Here is a 24,779-nt window from a genome sequence, read left to right on the forward strand (position 1 = left end):
CTCAGCCCAGGTTACAGCCGAGTTCGCCGCAGGCGGGCAGTGCGTCCGCGCCTTCGACCTTCTTCACCGTGTTCACCGTCGCGGGCCCGCCGCCGCTGTCGGGGGCGACGAGTTCGGCCGCCCACACCGGGTTCATCGCCTGGTGGTCGCAGGCACGGAACTCGTTCTCGCCGAGGATCGTATCCATCCGCAGGCCGGCGAGGGCGTCCTTCACCTCGACCGGATCGGTCGTCCCGGCCTCGGCGATTCCCTGGGCCGTCATTGTGATCGACATGTACGCGACGCGGGCGAAGTTGTCGGGCGGGCCGTCGTACGCCTCCTGGTAGGCGGAGACGAACTCCTGGTTGTTTCCCGTCTCGAGCGTCGGGAGGTATCTGACGCCGCCGTAGGTGCCGTAGGCGGCCTCGCCGAGCGCGTTGCGAACCACGGCGAACGTCATCGTCGGCGACATCAGCGCCACCCGGTCCTTGAGCCCCTGGCCCGCCGCCTGTTTGACGAAGTTGATCAGGTCGCCACCGGTCATCCCGAGCACCGCGACGTCGGCGTCCGAGTTGGCGATCTGGCTGACGTACGAGTTGAAGTTCTGTGCGCCCAGCTGCGACCGACTCCGGCCGACGACGTTGACGTCGCGTCCCTGTTTCATCCGGGACTCGACGCGGTTCATCACCGACTCGCCGTAGGCGTAGTCGGCGATGTGGAACCAGACGTTCGTCCCGAGTTCGTTGGCCGTGTAGTCGGAGATCGCCTCGGCCATCTGGGCCGTGTTGGTCTCGGCGCGGAAGACGAACTCGTTGCAGTTCGATCCCGTGATCGGGACCGCGGCGCCGCCCGGGTTGTAGATGACCTCCTGCTCGAGGGCGAACTCGTTGAGCGCGAGCGCCGTCGACGAGGAGATGGCGCCCATGAGGTACGAGGCGCCGTCCTGTTCGACCGTCGACTGCGCCTTCCGTCTCCCCGTGGCGGGATCGGCCTCGGTGTCCTCGTACACCCCGGTGATCTCCACGTCGAGGTCGTCGTTCTCGTTGACGTGCTGGATGGCGAGTTTCGCGCCGTTGCGCTGCCCGACGGCGAGCCCACCGTACGGTCCGGTCATGGGGCTGATCACGCCGTAGGTGATGCTCTGCGTGCCGCCACCTCCGCCAGCGGTGCCGCCGAGACAGCCCGCGACTCCAGCGAGGCCCGCGACGCCGGCGAGGCCCGCAGCCTGTACGAACGACCGTCGTGACGAACGCGGCCCCGGGCCGGCGTTCGCGGAAGAACCGTCTCTGACCATGGTGTATGCTGTGGGTGTCAACACCAACCGGGGTGTCGTTAATAAATGTTCGTGTCTTTCGCGGCGGACGTGGTGGACCACGTGAACGAACCACGTCGAACCCGCGTCTGTTCGCCCGCGTCGACTCCGTCGCCGTCGTCTCACTTCGAATCCACGCGACCCACTCGCGTCGACTCCGGCACCGACGATACGACGTCGTGCGGCGTCAGGCGATCCGCGGTGCGACCTCGTCGCCCAGCCGGTCGATGCATTCGACCATCCGCTCGGTGCCGATCCCCGGGTGGTAGGTCCGGAAGACGAAGTGGACGTCGTCGCCGACTGCGTCGCGGTACGCCTCGAGTTCGGTGACGACGTCGTCCGGCGTCCCGTAGATGGCCTGGTCTCGCAACTCCTGCACCCGGTCGTCGGGGAGTTCGTCGACCGACTCGCCGGAGAAGATCTCGGCGTAGCGACGCTGAATGTACAGGTACCCCTCGCGCATCGCCGCCCACGCCTCCTCACGCGAGTCGTCGACGAAACCGTGCTGGAGGACGTACACCTGGAAGTCGTCGTCGAGCCCCTCCTCCTCGCGCACGCGCCGGATGTCCTCGACGCGCTTTCGAACGCCCTCGACGGAGAGCGAGGACGGGGCACACCAGGCGTCGCCGATCCGGGCGGCACGACGGACCGCGGGTTTCGCCGACCCGCCGAGCATCACCGGCACGTCGTGGGCGGGTTTCGGCGTCACGTCCACGTCGGGAGTGACGTCGTGGAACCGTGGTTCGATCCCGAGCGGGCCGTCGGACCACGCCGCCCGGACGAGGTCGACCGTCTCGACGAGGCGATCGACGCGCTCGTCGAGGTCGACGCCGAACGCCTCGAACTCCCGGGGGTTCGAGCCGATGGCCAGCCCCAGCGTCGTTCGGCCCCCCGAGAGCAGGTCGACCGTGGCGACGTCCTCGGCCAGTCGCACCGGATCGTACAGCGGCGCGAGGGCGATGCACGTCCCGATCTCGGTCCCGTCGGTGACGGCCGCGAGCGCCCCCAGCGCCGGCATCGTCCCCGCGAGGTAGTCGTCGGGGGTGAAGTGGTGTTCGGAGACCCACGCGCTCGCCAGTCCCGCGTCGTCGATCGCCCGGCCAAGCGTCAGCATCTCGTCGTAGATCTCGACCCCGGAGCGGTCGTCGCCCGGGCGTCGCTGGCAGGTGAACAGTCCCGTGCCGAGTTTCATGCCTGTGACTGTTCGCCGTGGTGGTTAAGCATTGGGAGGGTGACGTGTGGTCACGCATGACCGACAGCGAATCCGGGGACCTGCCACCGATGCCGCCGGCCCGCGTCGACCACGTCGGCATCGCGGTCCACGACGTCGACGCGGCCGAGGCGACGCTCCGTGCGCTCGGCTGCACGCCCGTCCACCGCGAGACCGTCCCCGCCGGGACGTTCGAGTGGGCGACGTACACGCTGGGCGACGCCTCGCGAGTCGAACTCGTCGCCCCCGTCGAGAGCGGTGGCGAGTCGTTCCTGACCGGGTTCCTCGCTGATCACGGCCCGGGCCTCCACCACGTCACCCTCGAAGTGACCGACGTCGACGCCGCCGTCGACCGACTCGAGGCCGCCGGCGAGCGGGTGGTAGGCTACGCCGTCGAGGACGGCTGGACCGAGGCGTTCGTCTCCCCGCGCAACCCGACCGGGACGCTGTTCCAGCTGATGGCGTACCACGACGACTACCGCGAGCGCGGGCCCGACGAGGCGCTGTTCGTCCGCGGGGAGCCGCTCGGGGACGAGAGAGAGAACGGGGACGAGCGCTGACGCGGCGGCCGGGCTCGTCGCGCCTCTCAGTCGTCCGTCTCCTCCGCATCCCGGCGTTTGATGAGGAATTTCATGTCGCCCGCGAGGACGACCGTGTCGTCCTGGTTGGTGAGCGTACAGTCGAGGACGACGAGACCGGCGTCCTCGCGGGAGAGCTCCTTGCGTTCCGTGACCTCCATCTCCAGCGAGACGGTGTCGTCGATGTACACCGGCGCGGGGAGATCCATGTAGTTCATCCCGAGGAAGGCGACGGCGGTCCGCTCGACGATGCCCGAGCGGTACACCAGCCCCGTTGCCTGGACGAACGTCATCGGCCCCTGGGCGATGCGGCCCTCGAACTGGGTGTCCTTCACGTACTCCCGGTTCGTGTGCAACTCGGTCCAGTCGCCCGACAGCGCCGAGTGCATCACGAAGTCCGTCTCGGTGATCGTCCGCCCGACGGTCTCGAACGTCTTGCCGACCTCGAAGTCCTCGAAGTAGTGCGGCTCGTAGCTGTAGGCCATACCCGCCCCACTCGCGCCTCGGATAAATCGCTTTACCCCAGATGTGCGGTGGCGCCGTCGACGTCTCCCCGGAGATCCGCGGTCCGGTCGGTCCGACGGCTCACTGTCGTGCGGGACGCGGACGCGGCGGAATCCCACGGTCCTCCCCACTCGGTTCGCTCACTCGCTTCGATCGTGGGAACGCGGACGGAGTCGCGACCGTCGCGCCACTGCGAGACACGAGCACGGACCCCGTCGACTGGTCGGCGTGCGGGACCGAGCGACCAACGGGAGCGAGGGATCGCGCGAGGTCTTCGTGAGGGGAACGAACGGCTCGGAGCGACTGCGTCGCTCCGGTGGGCTTCGGCTGGGCATCGTCCCAGCCGTACCGGCTGGGGAGGGCGAGGCTTCTCGCCGCGCACTGGGTACCGTGTGGGACTCTCAGCCCGACCGGGGGCGACTCCAGGCACAGTATGGGGCCACTCACACGCCATCCCACGCTCGACGCCCCGGTTCACGTCGTCATCCTCGTCCCTCGCTCGGACCCTGGACGCCGACGCCTACTTGCACCGGGGGAACGACGAGAGAGCATGACCGACGACGCAGCCGACTCCGACGAGACCGACGTGGCGGCCGACGACGAGGACACGAACCCGGTCGCCGAGATCGCCGAGCGCGCGTCGAACGACCCCTTCTGCGAGACGGTCGGGATCGACCTCGCGTCCGTGCACCCCGGTTACGCGGAGACCATGCTCACGGTCGAAGAGCGTCACCTGAACTTCCACGGGACGCCCCACGGTGGCGCTGTCTACGCGCTAGCCGACGCAGCGTTCGCGGCGGCGTCGAACACAGGGTCGAAGACGGCGGTCGCGCTGGAGACGAACATCTCCTACTTCGCGGCTGTCGACGTGGGCGAGACGCTCCGGGCGGTTGCCGAGGAGACGCACCTGGGGGGACGGACCGCGGCGTACGACGTCCGGGTCACCGACGAAACCGGCGATCCCGTGGCGACGTTCCGCGGGCGGGTCTATCGGTTCGACGACTGACGTCCGACGGAGATGGAGGCGGTCCCGACGGAGATGGAGGCAGTCCCGACAGAGATGGAGGCGGTCCCGACGGAGATGGGGGCGGTCCGGAGGGATCAGTCCCCGCGGTGATCGTACACCCGCTGGACCTTGCCCGTCTCCTGCCGGGCGATGTCGCCGTAGGGGACGAGGTGGAACTCGTCGGGCGTGAACCCGAGGACGTTCTTCAGGCGGGTCCCGATTCGGGCTTCGAGGTCGTCGACGTCCCCTGCGAAGTCCTCGACGAGTTCGACGGTCAGTTCGACGGTGTCGAGGTTTCCCTCGCGGTCGAGGTCGATGCGGTAGTGCGGGGCGACCTGGTCGAACTCGAGGACGACGTCCTCGACCTCGCTGGGGTAGAAGTTGACGCCACGGACGATGAGCAGGTCGTCCGCCCGGCCCGTGACGTTGTCCATCCGCACGGCGGTCCGCCCGCACTCGCAGGTGTCGTAGTCGAGCGTGGTCAGGTCACCGGTCCGGTACCGGAGGACGGGCAGGGCGTCTTTCGCCAGCGTCGTCAACACGAGTTCGCCCTCCTCGCCCTCCTCGACGGGGTCGCCCGTCCGCGGATCGACGACCTCGGGGTAGAAGAGATCCTCCCAGATGTGCAGGCCGTTCTGGGCCTCGATACACTCGATAGAGACGCCGGGCCCGACGATCTCCGAGAGGCCGTAGATGTCGACCCCTTTGACGCCGAGGCGTTCTTCGATCTCGTAGCGCATCGGGTCCGTGCAGGGTTCCGCGCCGAAGAGGATCAGCCGGACAGGCAGGTCGTGGACGTCGATGCCCATCTCCTCGGCGACCTCCGCGAGGTACAGCGAGTACGACGGCGTACAGGTGAGCACGTCGCTCTCGAGGTCGGTGAGCAGTTCGACCTGCCGCTGGGTGTTGCCGCCGCCGACTGGGATGACGGTCGCGTCGATCTCCTCGATACCCTGATGGAGGCCGAGTCCGCCGGTGAAGAGCCCGTAGCCGTAGGCGTTCTGCACGACGTCCGTGCTGTCGACGCCGGCGGCCACGAGACACCGCGCGACCGCCTGGGTCCAGACGTCGAGGTCCTCCTGGGTGTAGCCGACGATCTTCGGCTTGCCCGTCGTCCCCGAAGAGGCGTGGATGCGGATCACGTCTTCCATGTCGCGGGCGAACAGCCCGGTGGGGTACTCGTCGCGGAAGTCCTCCTTCGTGGTGAACGGGAGCTCGTGGATGTCGTCGACGCCGTCGATGTCGTCGGGGGTGATCCCCCGTTCGTCGAACGCGCGTCGGTAGTAGTCGACGTTCTCGTAGGCGTTCTCGACGGTCGCTCGCAGCCGCTCGTCCTGGATCTCCCGTAGCTCCTCGCGCGAGGCGGTCTCGACGCTGTCGTACACCATAGGCGAAACGGACGATTGTTTGTGATAAAAAACGTTGGGTCCGACCACCGGCGTCGGCTCTCCCGTCGGTCACGACGCACGTCGGAGCGCACCGACCGACAGGAGCGGACGCCGCGATGGGTCCACTCGTGTCGCCCTCGCCCGCCGCGTGACACGCGGGCCGAACCTATTTGTCTCCGACCACGCAACCGGGGGCCATGCGAGACGCGTACGTCGTCGGCGCGGGCCAGTCGCGGTACGGTGCGTTCCCCGACGAGAGCTACCGTTCGTTGTTCACGACGGCCTACGAGGCGGCCATGACGGAGGCCGATCTCGACGCGGCGGCCGTCGACGAGGCGGTCGTCGGCACGCTCGGTGTCGGCGGGCGACAGATCGGGCTGTCGGGGCCAGCGGTGACAGAACACGTCGGCCTCCACGGCGTCCCCTGCACGCGGGTCGAGAACGCCTGTGCCGCCGGCGGCTACGCCGTCCGGAGCGCCGTCCAGGCGGTGAAGAGCGGGATGGCCGACGTGGTGGTCGCCGGGGGGTTCGAGGTGATGACCGACCTCTCGGGCGACGTCTCGAAGTACTGGCTCGGCGTCAGCGGCGAGACCGAGTGGGAACGACTCACGGGCACGACCTTCTCGGGCGTGTACGCCCAGATGGCGTCGGCGTATCTCGACGCGTACGACGCCTCTCCCGACCACTTCTCGAAGGTCGCGGTGAAGAACCACGCCAACGGCGCGAAGAACCCGAAGGCACACCTCGGCTTCGAGTGCTCGCTCGACGACGCCCGCTCGGCACCGATGGTCGCCGAGCCGCTGAACCTCTACCACTGCTGTCCCACCACCGACGGGGCCGCCGTGGTCGTCGTCGCCAGCGCGGACGTCGCGGCGTCGTGTGACCACGCCGTCCGGGTGGCAGGCGTGGGTGCTGCCTCCGAGCGCGTCGGCCTCTTCCAGCGCGACAGCTACACCTCGATCGCCTCCTCCCGAAGAGCCGCCGAGGCGGCGTACGAGATGGCCGGCATCGACGCCGCAGACATCGACGTCGCCGAGGTCCACGACTGCTTCGCCATCGCCGAACTGCTGGCGTACGAGGACCTCGGCTTCTGCGACCCCGGCGAGGCCCCCCGGCTGATCGACGACGGCGTGACGGAACTCGACGGTGAACTGCCCGTCAACCCCTCGGGTGGCCTGAAGTCGAAGGGCCACCCGATCGGCGCGACCGGGACCGGACAGGTCGTCGAACTGTTCGACCAGTTGACGGAGCGGGCGGGCGACCGCCAGGTTTCCGGGGCCGACATCGGACTCGCCCACAACGTCGGCGGGAGCGGTGGGGCGACCGTCGTCCACGTGCTCGAGGGAGGTGCGTCGCCGTGACCCGGCACGTCACGGGCGTCGGGGCGTACGTCCCCCGACTGTTCCTCCCCGCGAGCGCGTACCGCGAGGCGTGGGGCACCGGCGGCCCCCGGGGGATCGACCGGACGGCGGTGCCGGACGCCGACGAGGACGCCGTGACGATGGGCGTCGAGGCGGCGACACGTGCGCTCGACGCGGCGAGCGTCGACGGGGACGAGATCGCCCACCTCGCCGTCGCGACGACGACCCCACCGAACGACGAGGAAGAGCTGTGTCCGCGCCTGGCGTCGCTGCTCGGGTCGACGCCGGAGACGACCCGGCAGTACGGTGGCGGCACCCGGGCGGGAGTGGCCGCAGTCGCCGCGAGTTGCTCGGACGACCGCGCGGTCGGTGGCCCGGCGCTCGTCGTCGTCGCCGACGCACCCCGCGGAACTCCCGAGAGCGACGAGGAGGCCGCGGCGGGGGCGGGTGCCGGCGCGATCGTCCTCGACGGCGTCGACGACGTCGACGACGGAGGGTCGATGACGGTCGACACGGTCGGCGAGGCGTCCGACCCGGTTCCGGGGACGCGCTTCCGCCGCCGGGGGCGTGCGACGACGGAGTCGGTCGGCATCACGCAGTACGAACGGGAGGCGTACAAGGACACGGTCGCGGACGCGGTCGAGGCGCTCGAAACCGACGTCGCGAAGGTCGACGCCGCGGCGCTCACCGCGCCGAACGGCCGACTGCCGTACCGGGTCGCGGGGACTGTCGGCCTCTCGACCGACCAGATCGCCGCGGGGACCGTCGTCTCGGAGACGGGCGACGCGGGTGCGGCGGGGCCGCTGCTCGGCCTGGCGTCGGCGCTCGACGCGGGTTCGACATCGGTCCTCCTCGTCGGCTACGGCGGCGGTGCCGGGGCGACGGCGCTCGTCCTCCGGGGGGAGTGTCCCGTCGAGGCGACGCTCGGCGGCGACGTCGAACTCACCTACCCCGAGTATCTCCGTCGCCGGGGGACGATCACGGGGACGGAACCGGAGGGCGGCGGGGCGTACGTGAGCGTGCCGTCGTGGCGGCGAACGCTCCCCCAGCGCCACCGCCTCGTCGCCGGTCGCTGTCGGGCCTGCGACGCGCTCGCGTTCCCGCCGGAAGGGGCCTGTCACGCCTGCGGCGCGCTCGACGGCTACGACCCGAGTTCACTCCCGGGGACGGGAACTGTCGAGGCGGCCACGGTGATTGGGCAGGGCGGCGCGCCACCGGAGTTCGTCGAACACCAGCAGCGCGCGGGGGCGTTCGGCGTCTGCGTGGTCGCGTTCGACGCCCCCGACGGCTCCGACGGCGACGAGGCGGTGAGCGCCCCGGCGCAGGTCGTCGACTCGCCGGCCGCCACGCCGAGCGTCGGCGACCGCGTCGTCGCCGTCCCGCGTCGGATCTACGAGCAGGAGGGCGTCGTCCGGTACGGCTTCAAAGTCGTCCCCGTGTCTGCCCGTCGGTAGGCGCGTCGCGAGGGAGTCCCGAAGACTGGGTCGTCGCTGTTCGGTCCCGCTCAGACCCGCTCGAACACCGTCGCCACCCCCTGCCCGAAGCCGACGCACATCGTCGCCAGTCCGTACCGCCCGTCGCGCCGGGCGAGTTCGTGCAGTAGCGTCGTGGTGATACGCGCACCGGAACAGCCCAGGGGATGGCCGAGTGCGATCGCCCCGCCGTTGACGTTCAGCCGGTCCTCGTCGAGGCCCAGTTCGTCGACACAGTACAGCGCCTGCGAGGCGAACGCCTCGTTGAGCTCGACGAGATCCAGATCGTCGACGGCGAGGTCGGCCGCCGACAGCGCCCGGCGGGTCGCTGGGACGGGGCCGATCCCCATCACTTCGGGGTCGACGCCGACGGCTGCGCGGGAGACGACGCGGGCGAGGACGGGCAGGTCGTGCTCCTCGGCGTAGCGTTCGGACGTCACGAGGAGGCCTGCCGCGCCGTCCGTCAGAGGGGAGGCGTTGCCGGGCGTGACGGTCGCCGCCTCGTCGTCGGCGAAGACGGTCGGGAGGCTCGCCAGCGCGTCCATCGACGTGTCGGCACGGGGACCTTCGTCGTCCTCGACGGGGCTGTCGGACGTCTCGACCGGGACGATCTCGTCGTCGAACCGTCCCTCTGCGGCCGCCGCGACCGCCCGTTCGTGCGAGCGGAGGGCGAAGCGGTCCTGTGCCTCCCGACCGATGCCGTGCCGTCGTGCGACCGTCTCGGCCGTCTCGCCCATCGACAGGCCGTCGCCGCCGTCGTAGCGTTCGGTGATGGCGGGATGGAGCCAGTCGGAGAACGGGACACGCGACATGTGTTCGACGCCCGCGACGGGGAACACCTCCCCATCGCCGGCCTCGACCGCGCGGGCCGCGTCGTTCAGCGCCGTCAGTGACGACCCGCAGAGCCGCGAGAGCGTCATCCCCGGCACCGACTCGGGGAACCCACCCGCGAGGAGCGACTGTCGGGCGAGGTTCCGGCCCTGTTCGCCCTCCTGGTTGGCGCAGCCGAGGCGGAAGTCGACCCACTCGTCGGGGGCGACCCCTATCCGGTCGACGAGCGCGTCGAGGACGGTCGTCACGAGGTCCTCGGGGTAGACGTCGGCGAGGGAGCCGTCCTTCTTGCACTGGGGCGTCCGGACCGCCTCCACGACGACGGCGCGGCGGGACGTGTCGGTCATGCCCCGTGAGTTGGACGGGACCGCGTATGAAGCTTGGTCCCGGACGGCCGACCGCAACCGTGGGTGCCGCCGCGAAGTCGGCCCGATCCGACAGCGTCTCTATCAATACGTACCCCGTCTGATACCGATATGAGCGTGCGAGAGCGGTTGTCTTCGGTTCTGGAACGGATACGAGAACACTCGGGCGTCACCGCCGCGTACGGGGACCCGATCGAACGCGACGGGCGGACGGTCGTTCCTGTCGCACGGGTCGTGTACGGGTTCGGCGGCGGATACGGCCCGAGCCCCGCGGAGCGGACTGACGGAGAGGGTCACGAGCCCACGGGCGGCGACGGAACCGGGAACGCGGAGAGGAACGAGGATCGGGAGGAGGGCGGAGGGGCCGAAGGGGGCGGGATGGGCGGTGGCGTCTGGACGGTGCCGATCGGCGTGGTCGAGATCACCGACGACGAGACGCGGTTCGTCCCGTTCCACGCCCGAGCACGGCTATTCGTCGTCGCGGGCGCGTCTCTCGCCGTCGGCTACCTGCTCGGCCGGAAGTGGCGGTGATCGTCTCTGTTGTGAGCCATTACTGCTGACTCGCCGGGACGGGGCGGCGAACCAGCAGTACACAGTCACGACAGACACGATCAGTGAACCCACCCGCCGATCTCGAGCCGAAACCGTCGACCACCGAGCGCGGCGTACCACGAGTCTTCGTGGGGATCGGGCAGCCGTTCGACCCCGGACAGCCGTTCACGGAGCGCGGTGAGCGCCGCCGATTGCGGTTTGCACTCCTCGTACCCCCGGACGAGCGCGTCCTCGACGATCGCCCGCCCCGCGTCGGGGAGGTCGTCGAGCCGGACGAGGTACTGGTCGGTGACGAACTGCCGAAACGTGTCGGCGGTCGCGCCCACCCGTTCGAGTGTGTAGCGGACGGTCCGTCGTTCCTGTGTCGTCTCGGCCTCGGCCGCGACTGTGACCCGGAACGTTCGGTCGCGCCAGCGGACCCACGTCTCCGTGCCGACGATCCGTGAGTCGTCGCCCCCACCGGGATACGGGGCGGGAAACTCCCGAACCGTGAGGCCCTCCCGGGGCAATTCCTCCCCGTGATCGGGGTCGAACACCGCGACGCGGAGCGCCTCTCGATCGACCGACGGAAGCTCCTCGAACGGGACGACTGTCGCATCCGCCGGTGCCGCCTGTCCGCGCTCCCACTCGACGTCCATCGGGAAGGCGGGCACGCGCTCCGTCGCCGTGACGGTGGCACGGGTTCGATAGAACGCGTCCCCGTGGGTGACGAACACGCCGGTCTCGAGTGGGTGTTCCCCGTACGTTCGGTGATCGGCGTGCCCGTTCTCGGCGGCCTCGACCACGATGGTCCGCTCGGTCTCGCCCAGAGCGAGCAGCAGGTCGTCGGCCGGGTCGAACGCACTCGTTCGAACCTGGACGCCGGCCTGACACCGGCCGTCCGTACCGGATCGGTCATCTGCGGTCGTCGGCGAGGACGACGTCGTCTCGGTCGTGACGTCCGTCGGGCGGTCCGTCGGCCGATCGGTCTCGGCCCCCGTGGACGGACCCGTTCCGAGACAGCCGCTGGAGAGCAGTGTCGCGCCCAGTACGAGGGCACGGCGGCGTGCGAGTGGCATACGGGGCACATGCCCGAACGGCGGCAAAGGCCTTGTGGAGGTGAACGCTGTGGTCGAACCGACACCGGTGGCGTTCACTCCCGACGGGTGTCGGGCGGGCCAAACGGTTATCCCACTCGCCGCAGCCTCTTCCACCATGCACGTGACCGTCCTCGGTGCCGGCACGATGGGCCACGGCATCGCTCAGGTGTCGGCGATGGCAGGCCACACGGTGGTGGTGCGGGACATCGAACAGTCGTACGTCGACGACGCGTTCGACGCCATCGAGTCGAACCTCGAGGGAGGGGTCGAGCGCGGCAAGGTGACCGAAGCCGAGATGACGGAGACGCTCGACCGACTGTCGGGCACCACCTCCCTCTCGGACGCGCTGGTCGACGCCGACCTCGTCGTCGAGGCCGTACCCGAAGACCTCGACCTCAAGAAAGAGACGCTCCGTGAGGTCGAGGGGCTGGTCGACGACTCGACCGTCATCGCCTCGAACACGTCGTCGCTCTCGCTGACCGACATCCTGAGCGCGTTGTCGACCCCCGGCCGGGGTGTCGGCCTCCACTTCTTCAACCCGGTCCACATCATGGCGCTGGTCGAGGTGGTCGTCGCCGAACAGACCGCGCCGGAGACGCGGGCGTTCGCCCACGAGTTCGTCGAAGGAATCGACAAGACCACCGTCGAGGTCGCGGATTCGCCGGGGTTCGCCTCCTCGCGGCTCGGCGTCGCCCTCGGCTGCGAGGCGATGCGGATGGTCCAGGAGGGCGTCGCCTCGCCCGCGGACATCGACACCGCGATGGAGCTCGGCTACAACCACCCGATGGGCCCCATCGAACTCGGTGACGTCGTCGGGCTCGACGTCAGGCTCGACATCCTCGACTACCTCCGTGAGGAGCTGGGAGAGCGGTTCCGTCCGCCACAGGTGCTCAAACGGAAGGTGCGCGCGGGGAAACTCGGCAAGAAGTCGGGCGAGGGGTTCTACGTCTGGGAGGACGGCGAACGGGTCGGCGTCAGCGGCGAGGGGGACCGATGACCGACGTTGGCGGTCCGGATGGCTCGGGTGGCGAGAACGACCCGGGCGGCTCGGGCGACGAGATCGACCAGGACGACGTCGCGGCGATCGCCGCCGACTGCGAGACGGTCGACGTCGCGGTCGACGACCGGGTCGTGGGCGTGACGACGGTGACGATGAACCGTCCGGACGCCCGTAACGCGCTGAACGCCACGCTCCGCCGGGAACTCAAACGCGTCCTCGACGCGGTCGAGGCGAGCGACGCCCGGGTCGTCGTCCTGACGGGCGCGGACGAGGCGCGCGCGTTCGTCGCCGGGGCCGACGTGAAGGAGCTCCGCCAGCGCGACATGCTCGCCCAGCGCGAGGCGAGCAAGCGTCCCCGCGTCTACGAGTACGTCGACGACCTCCGCCAGCCGGTGATCGCGCGGCTCAACGGCCACGCGCTCGGCGGGGGTTGCGAACTCGCACAGGCGTGCGACGTCCGGATCGCCCACGAGCGGGCCAAACTCGGCCAGCCCGAGATCAATCTCGGCATCATGCCCGGCGGCGGCGGAACGCAGCGACTGGTCCGGCTCGTCGGCGAGGGGCAGGCGATGCGGCTGGTGCTCTCGGGCGAACTCGTCTCGGCCGAGGAGGCCGCGGAGATCGGGCTGGTCGACGAGGTGCACGGCGACGAGACGTTCGACGACCGCGTCTACGACCTCGCCGGATCGATGGCCGACAAGAGCCCCGTCGCGCTTGAGTTCGCCAAACAGGCGGTCAAGGCCGGCTCACGAATGAACCTCGACCAGGGGATCGAGTACGAGGCGGAGCTGTTCGCACAGCTGTTCGGCCACGACGACAAGGACGAGGGGATCGACGCGTTCCTCGAGGACCGCGATCCGGTCTGGTCCGACCGCTGATCGCTCGCGACACGGCCGGCGACCGAGGGTCCTGATTCCTCACTGACCAAACCGTTCGAACTAATCGAACACCGGACGGTGTGAACACTCACACGAACACGCCGAGAAACCGAACGGCTCTCCGGCGTCCAATGGGCGCGTTACACGCGTATTCGTGTAACGATCCGCCCGATCGAGTTCGAGATCCGTGTTTTCTCAACGAGTCGTCACCTCGGAGAGGGTTCGAGTTCCTCGAACGGATCGGGGTCAAGAGAAGCTGAGGTTGATCTCGACCTCGTTGGCGGCACCGAGCAGGAGCTGCGGGAGTTCGTCGGTGAGCCGGTCGCCGGCGAGTCGGCTCGAGGGACCCGAGACGCTGATCGCGCCGATCGCGTGCCCGGCCTCGTCCGTGATGGGGACGCCGACGGCGTGGAGCTTCGGTACCGACTCCTCGCGGTTGAGGGCGTATCCACGGTCGCGGACCCGGTCGAGATCCGCGAACAGTTCCTCGCGGTCGGTGATGGTGTGTTCCGTCCGCGCCGGGAGCCCGTGGCGGTCGCAGATTTCGTCGACCCGCCCGTGGGGGAGGTGGGCGAGGATGGCCTTCCCCGCGGCGTGCTGGTGGAGGTACGTCCGGGTGCCGTCGCGGGCGTCGGTCCGGACGGAGCCCTCGCCCGTTGCTCCGTAGAGGTGAATCCCGCGGCCCGCCTCCTCGGTGATGCACCAGACCTTCTCGCCGGTCTCCCGGGCCAGTTCGTCGACCTTCGGCTTCGCCACCGCGTAGAGTGCGTGCTCGTTCCGTGCGGCGACACCGAAGTCGAACAGCCGAAGGCCGAGCCGGTAGCCCTCGTCCGTCGAGACGACGACGCCTGCACGTTCGAGCGTCTGCAGGTGTCTGTGGACCGTACTCTTGGCCATCCCGAGATCGTCGGCCAGCGCGGTCGGGCCGAGCGGACCCTCCCGCTTGAGCCGTTCGAGGAGCGCGAACGTCGTCTCGACGGTCGTCACCGGGCGTCGCTGTGCCGGAGCCATAGTCGATTGTCGTACTGAACCGACATAAGTGTTCGAGTAGCTCGAACCACGCGAGGCGGTCCAATCGACGACAGAGCAAAGTGTTCCCCCGTCGCGGGTGAACACACCGATGACGACACGGATCACAGCCGGTGGCGTGAGCGCATGGCCGTTCGAGCCGAGAGACGCCGAACCGGAGCGCGAGCAGGAAGGCGTCGCCGATCTGTCTGGAGAGTGAGCCGCCGATGGACACGAGCGAACGGCTCGTCGAGACGCTCGAGGCGCTGGGCGTCGAGCGGGTCTTCGGCTACCCCGGCGGCCGGGTCATCGAACTGTTCGACCACCTCCCGGAGTCGACCGTCGACCTCGTCCGCCCGCGCGACGAGCGCGAGGCGAGCGTCATGGCGGAGGTCCACGGTCGGCTCACGGGCGAACCGGGCGTCCTGACCGGACAGGGCCCGTGGATCGGGAGCCTCGGGCTCATGGGACAGATGGAGGCACGGCTGTCCTCGTCACCGATGGTGACGATCACCGAGGCGTCAGAGCGCGGCGACTACTCCACGCTGGCGCCGTACCAGCAGTCGCGGGGCGACTACGGCGGCCTCTCGCTGCCGAAGATCCTCGACGCCGTCACGAAGGAACACTGGTTCCCGCGGACGCCCACGGAGACGGTCCGGAGCCTCCAGCTCGCGTTCAAACACGCCGTCGCCGGGCGACCCGGCCCGACCGCTGTGATCCTCGACGGGAACGCCGTCACGGCCGAGCTGCCGGACGACCCCACGCCGCCGGTGTGGGCCGATCGCGCGCAGACCCGGACGTGGGCGGCCCGCCCCACGGCGCGCGACGTCGCCGCCGCCGCGGAGGCGCTCTCTGACGCCGACCGGCCGGTCGTGGTCGCCGGCAACGGCGTCCACGCGGCGTCGGCGTACGACGAACTCGAGGCCGTCGCCGAGGCGTACGGGGCGGTCGTCGTCACGTCGTATCTCGGCAAGTCGACGATTCCCGAGACCCACCGGCTCGCCGGTGGCGTCATCGGCTCGTTCGGCCACGAAGGTGCCAACCAGGTCGTCAGCGAGGCCGACGTCCTCCTCGTGGTGGGCTGCCGGCTGAACCCGATGGACACGAACTGGACCGCGCCAGAGTTCATCCGCCCGGACGAACAGACGATCGTCCACGCCGACGTCGACGCACGCAACGCGGGCTGGGTCTACCCCGCCGACGTCGGGTTGATCGGGGACGCCGCCGAGAGCCTCGCCGACCTCGCCGCCGCGGGCGGGAACGACACGGACTGGGCCACGGAACGCGCGGCCGAGGCCCGCGAGGACTTTCACGCGCCCGAGTGCGACGCCGACTCCTCACCCGTGACGCCCCAGCGCGCCGTCGCGGAGATCGAACGCGTCGTCGACACCGACACCGTCGTCACCGCCGACTCGGGAAACAACCGCTTCTGGCTCCTCAACTACCTGCAGACGCCGGGTGTGCGGACGTACTTCGGGTCGGGCGGCGTCGGCGGGATGGGCTGGGCGAACCCGGCGGCGGTGTCGGCCGCGCTGACCGGCGTCGACCACGTGATCGCGGTCGCCGGCGACGGCGGCTTCACCATGACGATGACGAGCGTCGAGACGGCCGTCCAGGAGGGTGTCGCACCGACGTTCGTGGTGCTCAACGACCGGAGTCTCGGGATGGTGCGCCAGATGCAGTCCGCGCCCGGCGACATCGCCGGCGTCGACTTCCCGGACAGCGACTTCGCGGCGATCGCGGAGGCGTTCGGTGCCGACGGCGTCCACATCGACTCTCCAGACCACCTCGCCGACGCGTTGCGCGAGGCGAAGGCGTCGCCGACGGCGACCGTGATCGACGTGTCGATCGACCCCGATCAGGACATGGCCGCGACGCTGGAGTCGTCGTTCTACGCGTCGGTGGGTGGCCTGCACGAGTAGGACGGGGTCGACGACTCGCGCCGTCGGTCGTCCCGTTCGTGACGGTGACTGTGACGCGCGCAGGCGGGAACCGAAACCGACCCGCTGCGGTGCTCACCGATTCGTCCGTCACACACGCCCCCGAGAAAGGCTTTTGTCGGCGGCCCAGGCACCTATTCCACATGTCATCGTCGACCGTGTTAGTCACGGGTGGGACCGGCTTCATCGGCTCGTACGTCGCGGCAGATCTCCTCGACCACGGCTACGACGTCGTCGCGTACGACCTTTCGACGGACCCGCGCATCCTCGAAAAGCTCGACATCGCCGACGACGTCGAGATCCGGCGCGGCGACGTCACCGACCCGACGGACTTCGTCCGCGCGGTCCGCGAGACCGGAACCACCCACGTCGTCCACCTCGCCGCGCTCCTGACCAACAGCGCCCAGTCGAACCCGCGGGGGGCGATGCAGGTGAACATCGAGGGGACGAACAACGTCTTCGAGGCCGCCCGCACCCTTTCGGATCAGGTCGACCGCGTCGCGTGGGCCTCCTCGGCGGCCGCGTACGCGCCACCCGCGAAGTACGGCGACCGGTTCGTCACCGAGGACGACCTCGTCTCGCCCGACACGCTCTACGGCGCGACGAAAGCGTACAACGAACACCAGGCGCGCGTCTACCGCGAGGAGTTCGGCGTCTCGGACGTCGCCCTGCGACCGACGGTGGCGTACGGGCCCTACCGCGAGACGGGCGGGTCGGCGTTCCTCGCGAACATCGTCGAGAAGCCCGCCCTCGGCGAGCCCTTCTCGGTGGAGTACGGCGATCAGGTCATCGACTGGCAACACGTCCGCGACATCGCGCAGGCGTTCCGACTCGCCGCCTTCACGCCCGAGGACGACCTGACCCAGCGGGTGTACAACGTCCGTGGGGAGCTGGCGACCATCCGCGAGGCCGCCGAGACCGTCGAGCGGATCGTGCCCGACGCGGACCTCACCGTCTCGGACGAGGGCGAACTCCCCTGGACCCAGCGACTCGACATGACCCCAGCGCAAGAGGATATGGGGTACGAACCGGCGTACGGGCTCGAACGCGGCTTCCGCGACTACATCAACGTTCTCCGGGAAGAGCGCGGTCTCGATCCGGTCTGAGCCGCGTTCGAGCGCGCTCCGAGCGACCGCGCGAGGCGACCGTCACTCGGTCGACCGCCCGGCCTCGTCGAGGCCGAGGATCTCCGAGATCTCCTCGGCGGAGAGGAGGTCGACGATGCTCTCGCCCTCCTCGTACCGGGCGCGCTCGTCCGGATCGAGGTACGTGTTCAGGTCGCCTTCCGAGAGCGCCGCCTCCAGTTCGGTGTCGAGATCGTCGGGGTCGTAGCCGGGGAGTGTCATATCGTCGACTCTCTCGCGGACGGACTTATATCGTTTCCCGGTCAGATTCGTCGACTCACCCGTGCGTCCCCGACGGCCGGCTAAAGGCCGACAGCCATCACGCCGTCTGCGAGTACTCCTCAACCCACTCGTCGAGGCTCATCCCCATCGTCGCCTGCGTGATGGCGTTCGAGGAGATCGCGTTCGCGCTCTTGACCAGTTCGGCCTCCAGGGTACGCGTCGGGATCTCGCCGATGAAGTGCGGGACGGCGCGCTGCACGGCCAGCGGACAGCCGACTTCGTGCGCCAGCGCGTACCCCGACAGCGAGTGGGGGATCTCCTGCGTGGCGTACTCGGGGTCCGGGTCGACGAGTTCCTCGTCGACGAAGTCGACGTACTCGTAACATTTGCCGACGTCGTGGAGGAGACACGCGGCACGCACGACGTCGAGATCGGGATCGGCCCCGTGGAAGTCGCGCTGCTGTTCGGCGGCGTCGACGGCAATCCGCGTGACGCCGCGGACGTGTTCGACGTTGGTCACCTCGTGGATGTTCCACGCGTAGGGGATGTCCGCGACGTCGCGCCACCCGCCCCGGTGGAGGCCGAGACACCACGCCTCCGTCACCTGCTCGCGCAGACGATCGTCGCCGACGTCGCCGAGTTCGGGGAAGGCGTCCGTGACCTGCGTCCGGTACCGCGAGGCGTCGTCGGTCATGCGCCACCGGTCTCGTCCTTCTGGACGGTTTCGCGCCCGACGAACCGCGGGCGGTCGCCGATCGAGAGGAAGTTGTCCACATCCTCACGGGGCGCGCGTGCCTTCGGGTGGTCGGGGTCGTAGTCCCGCGAGGACTCGTGCCCGAGGCCGGCCCGCAGCGCGTCGAGGTCCTCGAAGTACAGTTCGGCGACGCCGTCGAACTCCGACGCCTCCGGGTCGGTGGGGACGACGCGCGTGTACCGGACGACGCCGGGGATCTCGCGCGCCAGCGGGACGTGCTCGTTCGCCCAGTGGTCGAGGAACGCCTCGTGACTCAGTCCCTCCTTCCGGACGAGGAAGGCCGAGTGTTTGTACAGGCCCGTGGTGTCCCCTCCCGTGACGTCCTTCTCGACGAACTCCTCGCCGATGAACCGGGGTCGGCGCTCGATGTCGAGGAAGTTGTCCACGTCCTCGCGGGCCTCCTTCGCCTTCCCCTTCGCGGGGTCGTAGTCCCGCGACCCCTCGCTACCGAGCGCGTCGTGCAGCGCGTCGAGACGGTCGAAGTACAGTTCGGCGACGCCGTCGAACTCCGACGCCGCGGGGTCCGCCGGAAGGACGGTGTGGTAGCGGACGACGCCCTCGATCTCCCGCGCGATGGGCGTGTGGTTCGTCTGCCAGTAGTCGACGAACGCGTCGTGGCTCATCCCCTCCTTCCTGACGAGCAGGGCGATGTGCTTGTACATGTGACTCGTTCGGGTGTCGTGGGTCGTGGTGATAAATGGTGAGGGATGTCGTGGTGGGGTGCAGCGCGGACGTCGGTGGATCGACTGGGAGGGTGACCGGGCTCACGTTCGGGCGGTCGGCGCGCGGGAGTGAGCGAGTGCAACGAGCGAACGGCGCGCGAGGGCCTCGGCCGGGCTCCGTCCCGGCCGTACCGGCTGGGGAGGGTCGAGGACGTTCGGTGCATACCGCGTCCGCTGCGAGTGCCCAGTCCGCACCAGTACTGCTCCCGCGTCGGTCGGCTGCCGGGCGACCGGCTCCGGTTCACCGAGACGGCTACCGAGCTCGGCTCCGGTTCACCGGGACGTCACGCCGGTGGAGTCCGTCTCACACGGCCGCTGTACGTGCCCGAGCACGAGACCACGCTCGACAGGGGCGTACCTTCATTACACCCACGAGAGACGTACGCCCATGCCCTTTCACGACCGGGAGTTCATGAGCGGGACGCGCGGGACGATGGCCGTCGACTGGGAGGAACGAATCGACGTGAAACGCCTCCGAGAAGAGCGTCACGAGCGCGCGCTCGAACGCATGCGCGAGGCTGGCCTCGGGAGCATGCTCCTCGTCGACGACCCCAACATCCGGTACGTCACCGGTCTCGCTATGACCGGCGGGTCGGGTGCCGACCACTACTCGCTCCTGGTCGAGGACGGCACCGTCGTCCACTGGGACACCGCCGACCACGCCTCGAACGAGCGGTACAACTGCCCGTGGCTCGCCGATATCCGGTACGCCTGTCCCGGCCTCGGCAACGTCCCCCGGTCGTCGGGGAGCGACACCGCTCGCACGTTCCTGCTGGAGAAGATGGCCGAGACGGTCGCTTCGGCGCTGGAAGAGTACGGCGTCGCCGACGAACCGATGGGCATCGACACCGCCCACGGGGGACTGGTCGACGCGTTCGAAGCCGGGGGGGTCGACGTCCGACCCGCCGCGTGTACGGCGGTGATGGAGGACGCCCGCAAGACCAAGACGAGAGACGAGATCGAGTGCCTCAGACAGGTGGCCGCGATCTGCGAGGCGGGCTTCCAGGCCATCGTCGACAACCTCTCCGTCGGCAAGCGGGAGTCCGAGGTGTGGGGCGACGCCGTCCGCGAACTCTGGCGCCACGGGGCGATGGTCCAGGGCGGATACCTGACGTCGGGACCGAACACGTGGCCGAAACACCAGGCCAACACCACCGATCGGCTGATCAGGCCGGGCGATCTGGTGTACGCGGACTTCTACAACGTCGGCTATCTGGGCTATCGCTCGTGTTACTACCGGACGTTCTCGATCGGCGAGCCCACCGACGCGCAGCGAGACGCCTACGAGACCGCCCGCGACAACCTCTACGCCGTCCTCGATCGGATCGAGCCCGGCGTCACCACCGACGAGATCGCCCGCGCGTTCCCCGACATGGAGGGCGAACACGCCGACTTCTACGACGCGACGGAGCACTGGCAGCTGACGACCAACCACTGGGCGCACGGCCTCGGTCTCCAGCTGTACGAGGTGCCGCTGATCTGGCGCGGCCTCTCGCTCGACCACCCGATCGAGATCGAGGAGGGGATGACGATGGCCGTCGAGACGCAGGAACCCGCCGACAGACAGGGCGTCCGCGTCGAGGAGATGGTGGTCGTCCGCGACGACGGCGTCGAGCTCCTCAGCCAGTGGCCCGTCGAAGAGATCACCGTCGTCGACGGCTGATTCTGTAGAACAATTTGCTCGCTTTTTTCGTGAGCACACGTCGGATCTCGTGAGCACACGGCGAGAACCCTGTCAGCGGGACGGCAGCAGCGCAACTCGACCACGAGACGGCTCCTGGGTGAGACGCGACGCCCCCGACCGACCTCCAGATCGGCCGATCGGCGGACGCCACCGGATCGACCGATGGGAGCCGACAGATCGTGGTACCGAGAGAGGGAGAGTGAGAGAACGAACGCCTGACGAGAACAGTTCGTCCACACGCGCCGTCAGGCGTCGTGATCCGAGGGCGAGAGTCAGACGGTCCATCTCCGTCGCTTCGCTTGCTCGCTCCCCCTCGGCGCACCGTCCGCACGCTGGTACAGTGTTTTGTGATCCGGCGACTCGACCCCGGTGCCGGCTCCCATCCACGACACCTCTGAGCCGAGCCACGACACTTCCGATTCAAAAGTCGAGCAAAGAGTTCCAGTGATTACTCCCAGGGGACCGACCGCTCCTGCAGTTCGCCAGCGAGGTTCTCGCCCATGGCCGCCGCGGGGTCGGGGTGGTTCGCCAGCGCCCACATCAGTTTGACCTTCGCGGTGCCGGGCAGGGTGTCGCCGCTCTCGACGACCCCGGCGTCGAGGAGGTCGCGGCCGGTGTCGTAGACGCGGTCGCAGACGCGGCCCTCGATGCACTGGCTCGTCATCGCCACGACCGTCCCGTCATCGACCAGCTCCGCGAGGGTGGGGATGAAGTCGGTGTGAACGTGGCCGAGGCCGGTTCCCTCGACGACGAGACCGTCGAGGTCCCTGCTCGCGAGGAAGTCGGCGTACCGGTCGAGGTCCATCCCCGGCGTGAACTTCAGCAGGTCGACGTTCTCGTTCAGGTCCTCGTGGAGCGCGAGGTCGCGCTCGCCCCGACGGGTGTACGACCGTCGCCACGCGATCTCCTCGGTCTCGTAGTCGACCGTGCCCAGCGGTTTCGCGCCGACCGTCTCGAACGCGTCGCGGCGCGAGGTGTGGTTCTTCCTGACCCGCGTCCCGCGGTGGAGCGCACAGGTCGTGTCCGATCCCGTGGCGTGCATACAGACGAGCACCTCCGCGCAGTCGCTCGTGGCCGCCTCGACGGCACAGACCGCGTTCATCACGTTGTCCGAGGAGGGTCTGTCGGCCGAGCGCTGACTCCCCGTGAAGACGATCGGGACGGGCGTGTCGAGCATCAACGCCATCGCCGTCGCCGAGAACTGCATCGTGTCCGTCCCGTGCATCACCACGACGCCGTCGGCTCCCGCTTCGATCTCCTCGTGGATCGCTCTCGCCAGCTCCTGCCAGATGCCCGGGTCCATGTTCTCCGAGAGGATGTTCGCGACGACCCGGCCGCGGTAGTTCGCCCGGCCCGCGAGATCCGGCACGGCCCTGAGCACGTCCTCGGCGGTGAACTGCGCGGTCACGGCACCCGTCCGGTAATCCACCGTGGAGGCGATGGTCCCGCCCGTCGAGATGAGCGACACCGTCGGGAGGTCGCCGTCGAACTCGATCTCCGACGAGGAGTCGCCGTCCTGCGCGCTCTCGATGTCGTACACGTCGCGTTCGAGCACCTCCACGTCGCTCTCCGCCCGGTCGACGCCGACGTTGTACCCGCCGTCGAGTTTGACGACGAGGTGATCGGGTGTCGAGGAGGGCAGGAGGACGCCCTCGTTCGTGACGCCCGCGCGCGTGACGCGGACGCGGTCCCCTGGGTTCATACGCCGGGCTTTCGTGGGGTCGGACTTGAATCCCACCGTTCGGACCGGCCGGTGGGCGCGGGGTCGCGTGGTCGTTCCTGTCGGTCTCGGCGAGAGCGAGTGGGGGGTCAGTCCCACCCGTGGGTGCCGACGGGACACAAGAGCCATACGTCGTGCGCTCCGTCGGACGAGTATGCAGCGCGAGGAGGAGTCCGAACGGTCCGTCGACGACCTCCTCTCCGACGTCGACCGGCTCACGGACGGAGAAGCGGACGCGGCCGGCGAGGAGTCAGCCGCGCGAACGGATGACTCCGACAGTGAGTCGTCGAATCGGTTCCGTGGTCGGCTCGGCGGACTCTTCTCGCCCCGCGTGTTCCTCGTCGCCCTCCTCCTGTCGGTCTTGGCGGTCGTCGCGGGCGGTGCCGTGCCGCTCCTGGGCTTTTTCGGCCGCCTCGTCGGGCTGTTCGTCGTCGGGTTCCTCGTCGGCGTCGTCGGGAGCGAGCGCCGCTACACGGAGATCGGTCTCGCGGGCGCGCTGGCGTCGGGGCTGGGGTTCGTCCTGAGCACGCTCACCGCGGCGTTCTTCCCCTTCGCCGTCCGGCTCCTCGCGGAGTACGGCGTCGCCATCGCCGGCGTCGGGGCCGGGGTCGGCGCGATCGCGGCACTCGTCGGTCACTACGTGGGACGCGACCTGCGGGACGGGCTCACCCGCGAGCTCTGAGTCGTCCCGGACCGACGCTCACTCGACGACGTGCCACTCGTCGTGTCGCTGTTCGACGAGGCCGCGTTCGGCGAGCGCCCCGAGCGCGCGGTCGACGGCGTCCGGTGTGGTGTCGACCTCCTCGGCGATCCGTGCCGGCGTTCGCGCGCCCGTGGCGATCGCCGCGAGCACCTCCGCGTAGAACCGCGAATCGGAGTTCGCGCCGATGCGTTCGTTCAGTCGGTCGAGCACGTCCGTGAGCCGCCCGTGGACGTACCGTTGTGCGAGCGAGAGTTCGTTCTCGAGTTCCTCGAGCCGGGCGAGATCGCTCGCGAGCTCCGTGAGCGAGTCGCCGGTGCTCGAGGGGACGTCGAAGGAGATGTGCGGGCACCGCCCGGACATGTCGAGGCTCGGACTCGCCGGGTAGGCGCTCTTTGCGCCGAAGCCGTAGCGCGAGACGTTCACCTCGAGGCGGATGTCCCGCGAGATGTGGAAGTACTTCCGGCGCTGGTCGTCGGTCTGCGACTCGATGATGCCGGCCTCCTCGAGCTTGCGGAGGTGGTCGATGACCGCCTTGGGCGAGACTCCGAGGTACTCACTGATCTCCGTCACGTAACACGGTTTGTGGGCGAGTAACCGGAGGATTCGCCGCCGGTTCTCGTTGCCGAGGAGATCGAGAAGATCCGCGGAGTCCATCGACTGAGGGTAGGCGACTGACGCTGAAAAGGTTGACCCCATCGCCACGACCACTCGACTGCACCGGCGCCACCGACTACTCGGCGTCGAGACGGCCGAAGACGCGGGCAGCCAGCGCGACCGAGAGGAACGACAGCGCGACCGTCGCGACCACGAGCACCACCCCGGGTTCGTAGCGGAGTGGGGGGTAGTAGCCGAAGCCGTAGTCGAAGACGTCGTTCACGAGGAGAGCGACGAGCGCGAAGCCGAGCGCCCCGCGCGTCGTCCGGCCGTAGTGGGGGATGAGAAACGCCTCGACGACGAACCCCAGGTGGGTGAACATGATGCCCCAGTAGTCCCACAGCGCCGCCGCCGAGAAGCCGACGTAGAGGTCGGGACGGAGGTTCAGCGCGAGCGCCGTCCAGAGGCCGTACTTGACGAGCCAGACGAACGCGAGCGTGTGGAGGTACGCCAGTGGGCGGTTGACCGGTGCGTCGCTCACCGGGCGGCCCAAGTTCGAGAGCAGCGTCGCGATCGACAGTGTCGCCAGCGCGAGCGCGGTCGGCGAGTCGCCGAACAGCGGGTAGAGGAAGGTGGGCAGGTCGGCGAACGAGGGATCCGAGTGGACGTAGAAACTCACCCCCACCAGAAAGGCACTGGCGTTCAGCGCCAGAAACGTGACGAGGCTGGGGCCGTTCCCCAGATACTCTTGGACGTACCGTTCGGGGACGAGCACCATCGTCTCCTACCTGGC

At 69.2% G+C, this 24,779-nt stretch carries 24 protein-coding genes; 11 read left to right on the top strand and 13 right to left on the bottom strand.

Going from position 1 to position 24,779, the window contains the following annotated elements; translation table 11 throughout:
- Position 1: 1 nt before the first annotated feature.
- Complete coding sequence (locus FZP69_RS14075; protein ID WP_152043388.1) at positions 2-1,273, bottom strand: ABC transporter substrate-binding protein; 1,272 nt, start codon at positions 1,271-1,273, stop codon at positions 2-4.
- Between the two features lie 205 nt (positions 1,274-1,478).
- On the bottom strand, positions 1,479-2,483 hold the full coding sequence (locus FZP69_RS14080) for an LLM class flavin-dependent oxidoreductase (protein WP_152042037.1): 1,005 nt from the start codon (positions 2,481-2,483) through the stop codon (positions 1,479-1,481).
- A gap of 56 nt (positions 2,484-2,539) precedes the next feature.
- Between FZP69_RS14080 and FZP69_RS14085 the strand changes: the two genes are divergently transcribed.
- Positions 2,540-3,061: a VOC family protein gene (locus tag FZP69_RS14085; protein ID WP_152042038.1), complete on the top strand. Its 522-nt coding sequence runs from the start codon at positions 2,540-2,542 to the stop codon at positions 3,059-3,061.
- Positions 3,062-3,087: 26 nt separating this feature from the next.
- On the opposite strand, the gene FZP69_RS14090 is transcribed toward FZP69_RS14085, so the two are convergent.
- Positions 3,088-3,564, bottom strand: coding sequence for a MaoC/PaaZ C-terminal domain-containing protein (locus FZP69_RS14090; RefSeq protein ID WP_152042039.1), 477 nt, complete (start codon positions 3,562-3,564; stop codon positions 3,088-3,090).
- A 569-nt stretch (positions 3,565-4,133) separates the two neighbouring features.
- On the opposite strand from FZP69_RS14090, the gene paaI reads away from it, so the two are divergent.
- A complete protein-coding gene (paaI, locus tag FZP69_RS14095) occupies positions 4,134-4,589 on the top strand; it encodes a hydroxyphenylacetyl-CoA thioesterase PaaI (RefSeq protein ID WP_152042040.1) in 456 nt (151 codons plus the stop codon).
- 95 nt (positions 4,590-4,684) lie between these two features.
- Here the strand turns inward: paaI and paaK are convergent, their stop codons facing one another.
- Positions 4,685-5,977, bottom strand: coding sequence for a phenylacetate--CoA ligase PaaK (gene paaK, locus FZP69_RS14100; protein ID WP_152042041.1), 1,293 nt, complete (start codon positions 5,975-5,977; stop codon positions 4,685-4,687).
- A 197-nt stretch (positions 5,978-6,174) separates the two neighbouring features.
- Here paaK and FZP69_RS14105 point away from each other — a divergent pair, with 197 nt between their 5' ends.
- A complete protein-coding gene (locus FZP69_RS14105) occupies positions 6,175-7,338 on the top strand; it encodes a thiolase domain-containing protein (RefSeq protein ID WP_152042042.1) in 1,164 nt (387 codons plus the stop codon).
- A complete protein-coding gene (locus FZP69_RS14110; protein WP_152042043.1) occupies positions 7,335-8,792 on the top strand; it encodes a zinc ribbon domain-containing protein in 1,458 nt (485 codons plus the stop codon). The genes FZP69_RS14105 and FZP69_RS14110 overlap by 4 nt, the downstream gene beginning before the upstream one ends.
- Positions 8,793-8,842: 50 nt before the next feature.
- On the opposite strand, the gene FZP69_RS14115 is transcribed toward FZP69_RS14110, so the two are convergent.
- Positions 8,843-9,988, bottom strand: a complete 1,146-nt coding sequence (locus FZP69_RS14115; RefSeq protein WP_152042044.1) for a thiolase family protein — start codon at positions 9,986-9,988, stop codon at positions 8,843-8,845.
- A gap of 129 nt (positions 9,989-10,117) precedes the next feature.
- On the opposite strand from FZP69_RS14115, the gene FZP69_RS14120 reads away from it, so the two are divergent.
- Positions 10,118-10,537 (top strand): spore germination protein GerW family protein, encoded by a 420-nt coding sequence (locus tag FZP69_RS14120; protein WP_152042045.1) that lies wholly within the window; start codon positions 10,118-10,120, stop codon positions 10,535-10,537.
- Between the two features lie 80 nt (positions 10,538-10,617).
- Here the strand turns inward: FZP69_RS14120 and FZP69_RS14125 are convergent, their stop codons facing one another.
- The gene (locus FZP69_RS14125; protein WP_152042046.1) at positions 10,618-11,616 is read right to left on the bottom strand and encodes a hypothetical protein; all 999 of its coding nucleotides are present in this window, start codon (positions 11,614-11,616) and stop codon (positions 10,618-10,620) included.
- 136 nt (positions 11,617-11,752) lie between these two features.
- Here FZP69_RS14125 and FZP69_RS14130 point away from each other — a divergent pair, with 136 nt between their 5' ends.
- Entirely contained in the window at positions 11,753-12,634 is an 882-nt protein-coding gene (locus FZP69_RS14130) for a 3-hydroxyacyl-CoA dehydrogenase family protein (RefSeq protein WP_152042047.1), read from the top strand.
- Positions 12,631-13,515: an enoyl-CoA hydratase/isomerase family protein gene (locus FZP69_RS14135; RefSeq protein ID WP_152042048.1), complete on the top strand. Its 885-nt coding sequence runs from the start codon at positions 12,631-12,633 to the stop codon at positions 13,513-13,515. The genes FZP69_RS14130 and FZP69_RS14135 overlap by 4 nt, the downstream gene beginning before the upstream one ends.
- 246 nt (positions 13,516-13,761) lie before the next feature.
- On the opposite strand, the gene FZP69_RS14140 is transcribed toward FZP69_RS14135, so the two are convergent.
- Positions 13,762-14,526: an IclR family transcriptional regulator gene (locus FZP69_RS14140; RefSeq protein WP_152042049.1), complete on the bottom strand. Its 765-nt coding sequence runs from the start codon at positions 14,524-14,526 to the stop codon at positions 13,762-13,764.
- Positions 14,527-14,750: 224 nt separating this feature from the next.
- Between FZP69_RS14140 and FZP69_RS14145 the strand changes: the two genes are divergently transcribed.
- Both FZP69_RS14145 and FZP69_RS14150 read left to right on the top strand, forming a co-directional pair.
- The gene (locus tag FZP69_RS14145) at positions 14,751-16,445 is read left to right on the top strand and encodes a thiamine pyrophosphate-binding protein (RefSeq protein WP_152042050.1); all 1,695 of its coding nucleotides are present in this window, start codon (positions 14,751-14,753) and stop codon (positions 16,443-16,445) included.
- A gap of 161 nt (positions 16,446-16,606) precedes the next feature.
- Positions 16,607-17,569 carry an NAD-dependent epimerase/dehydratase family protein gene (locus tag FZP69_RS14150; RefSeq protein WP_152042051.1) on the top strand — a complete coding sequence of 321 codons (963 nt, stop codon included), beginning with the start codon at positions 16,607-16,609 and terminating at the stop codon, positions 17,567-17,569.
- Positions 17,570-17,611: 42 nt separating this feature from the next.
- Here FZP69_RS14150 and FZP69_RS14155 read toward each other — a convergent pair whose 3' ends face one another.
- The 3 genes from FZP69_RS14155 to FZP69_RS14165 form a co-directional block, all read right to left on the bottom strand.
- Positions 17,612-17,809, bottom strand: a complete 198-nt coding sequence (locus FZP69_RS14155) for a hypothetical protein (RefSeq protein WP_152042052.1) — start codon at positions 17,807-17,809, stop codon at positions 17,612-17,614.
- Between the two features lie 97 nt (positions 17,810-17,906).
- Complete coding sequence (locus FZP69_RS14160; protein ID WP_152042053.1) at positions 17,907-18,503, bottom strand: HD domain-containing protein; 597 nt, start codon at positions 18,501-18,503, stop codon at positions 17,907-17,909.
- Positions 18,500-19,225, bottom strand: a complete 726-nt coding sequence (locus tag FZP69_RS14165) for an EthD domain-containing protein (RefSeq protein ID WP_152042054.1) — start codon at positions 19,223-19,225, stop codon at positions 18,500-18,502. Before FZP69_RS14165 ends, FZP69_RS14160 begins: the two co-directional genes overlap by 4 nt.
- Before the next feature lie 472 nt (positions 19,226-19,697).
- Here FZP69_RS14165 and FZP69_RS14170 point away from each other — a divergent pair, with 472 nt between their 5' ends.
- Positions 19,698-20,948: a M24 family metallopeptidase gene (locus tag FZP69_RS14170; protein WP_152043390.1), complete on the top strand. Its 1,251-nt coding sequence runs from the start codon at positions 19,698-19,700 to the stop codon at positions 20,946-20,948.
- A gap of 469 nt (positions 20,949-21,417) precedes the next feature.
- Here FZP69_RS14170 and gatD read toward each other — a convergent pair whose 3' ends face one another.
- Entirely contained in the window at positions 21,418-22,671 is a 1,254-nt protein-coding gene (gatD, locus tag FZP69_RS14175) for a Glu-tRNA(Gln) amidotransferase subunit GatD (protein WP_152042055.1), read from the bottom strand.
- Positions 22,672-22,843: 172 nt separating this feature from the next.
- On the opposite strand from gatD, the gene FZP69_RS14180 reads away from it, so the two are divergent.
- Complete coding sequence (locus FZP69_RS14180; RefSeq protein WP_152042056.1) at positions 22,844-23,371, top strand: hypothetical protein; 528 nt, start codon at positions 22,844-22,846, stop codon at positions 23,369-23,371.
- An 18-nt stretch (positions 23,372-23,389) separates the two neighbouring features.
- Here FZP69_RS14180 and FZP69_RS14185 read toward each other — a convergent pair whose 3' ends face one another.
- Together FZP69_RS14185 and FZP69_RS14190 are read right to left on the bottom strand one after the other, a co-directional pair.
- Positions 23,390-24,046: an ArsR/SmtB family transcription factor gene (locus FZP69_RS14185; RefSeq protein WP_152042057.1), complete on the bottom strand. Its 657-nt coding sequence runs from the start codon at positions 24,044-24,046 to the stop codon at positions 23,390-23,392.
- Positions 24,047-24,122: 76 nt separating this feature from the next.
- Positions 24,123-24,764 carry a DUF1405 domain-containing protein gene (locus tag FZP69_RS14190; RefSeq protein WP_152042058.1) on the bottom strand — a complete coding sequence of 214 codons (642 nt, stop codon included), beginning with the start codon at positions 24,762-24,764 and terminating at the stop codon, positions 24,123-24,125.
- Between the last annotated feature and the right edge of the window lie 15 nt (positions 24,765-24,779).

This window comes from Salinigranum salinum (genome assembly GCF_009176545.1).
Classification (GTDB): Archaea; Halobacteriota; Halobacteria; order Halobacteriales; family Haloferacaceae; genus Salinigranum; species Salinigranum salinum.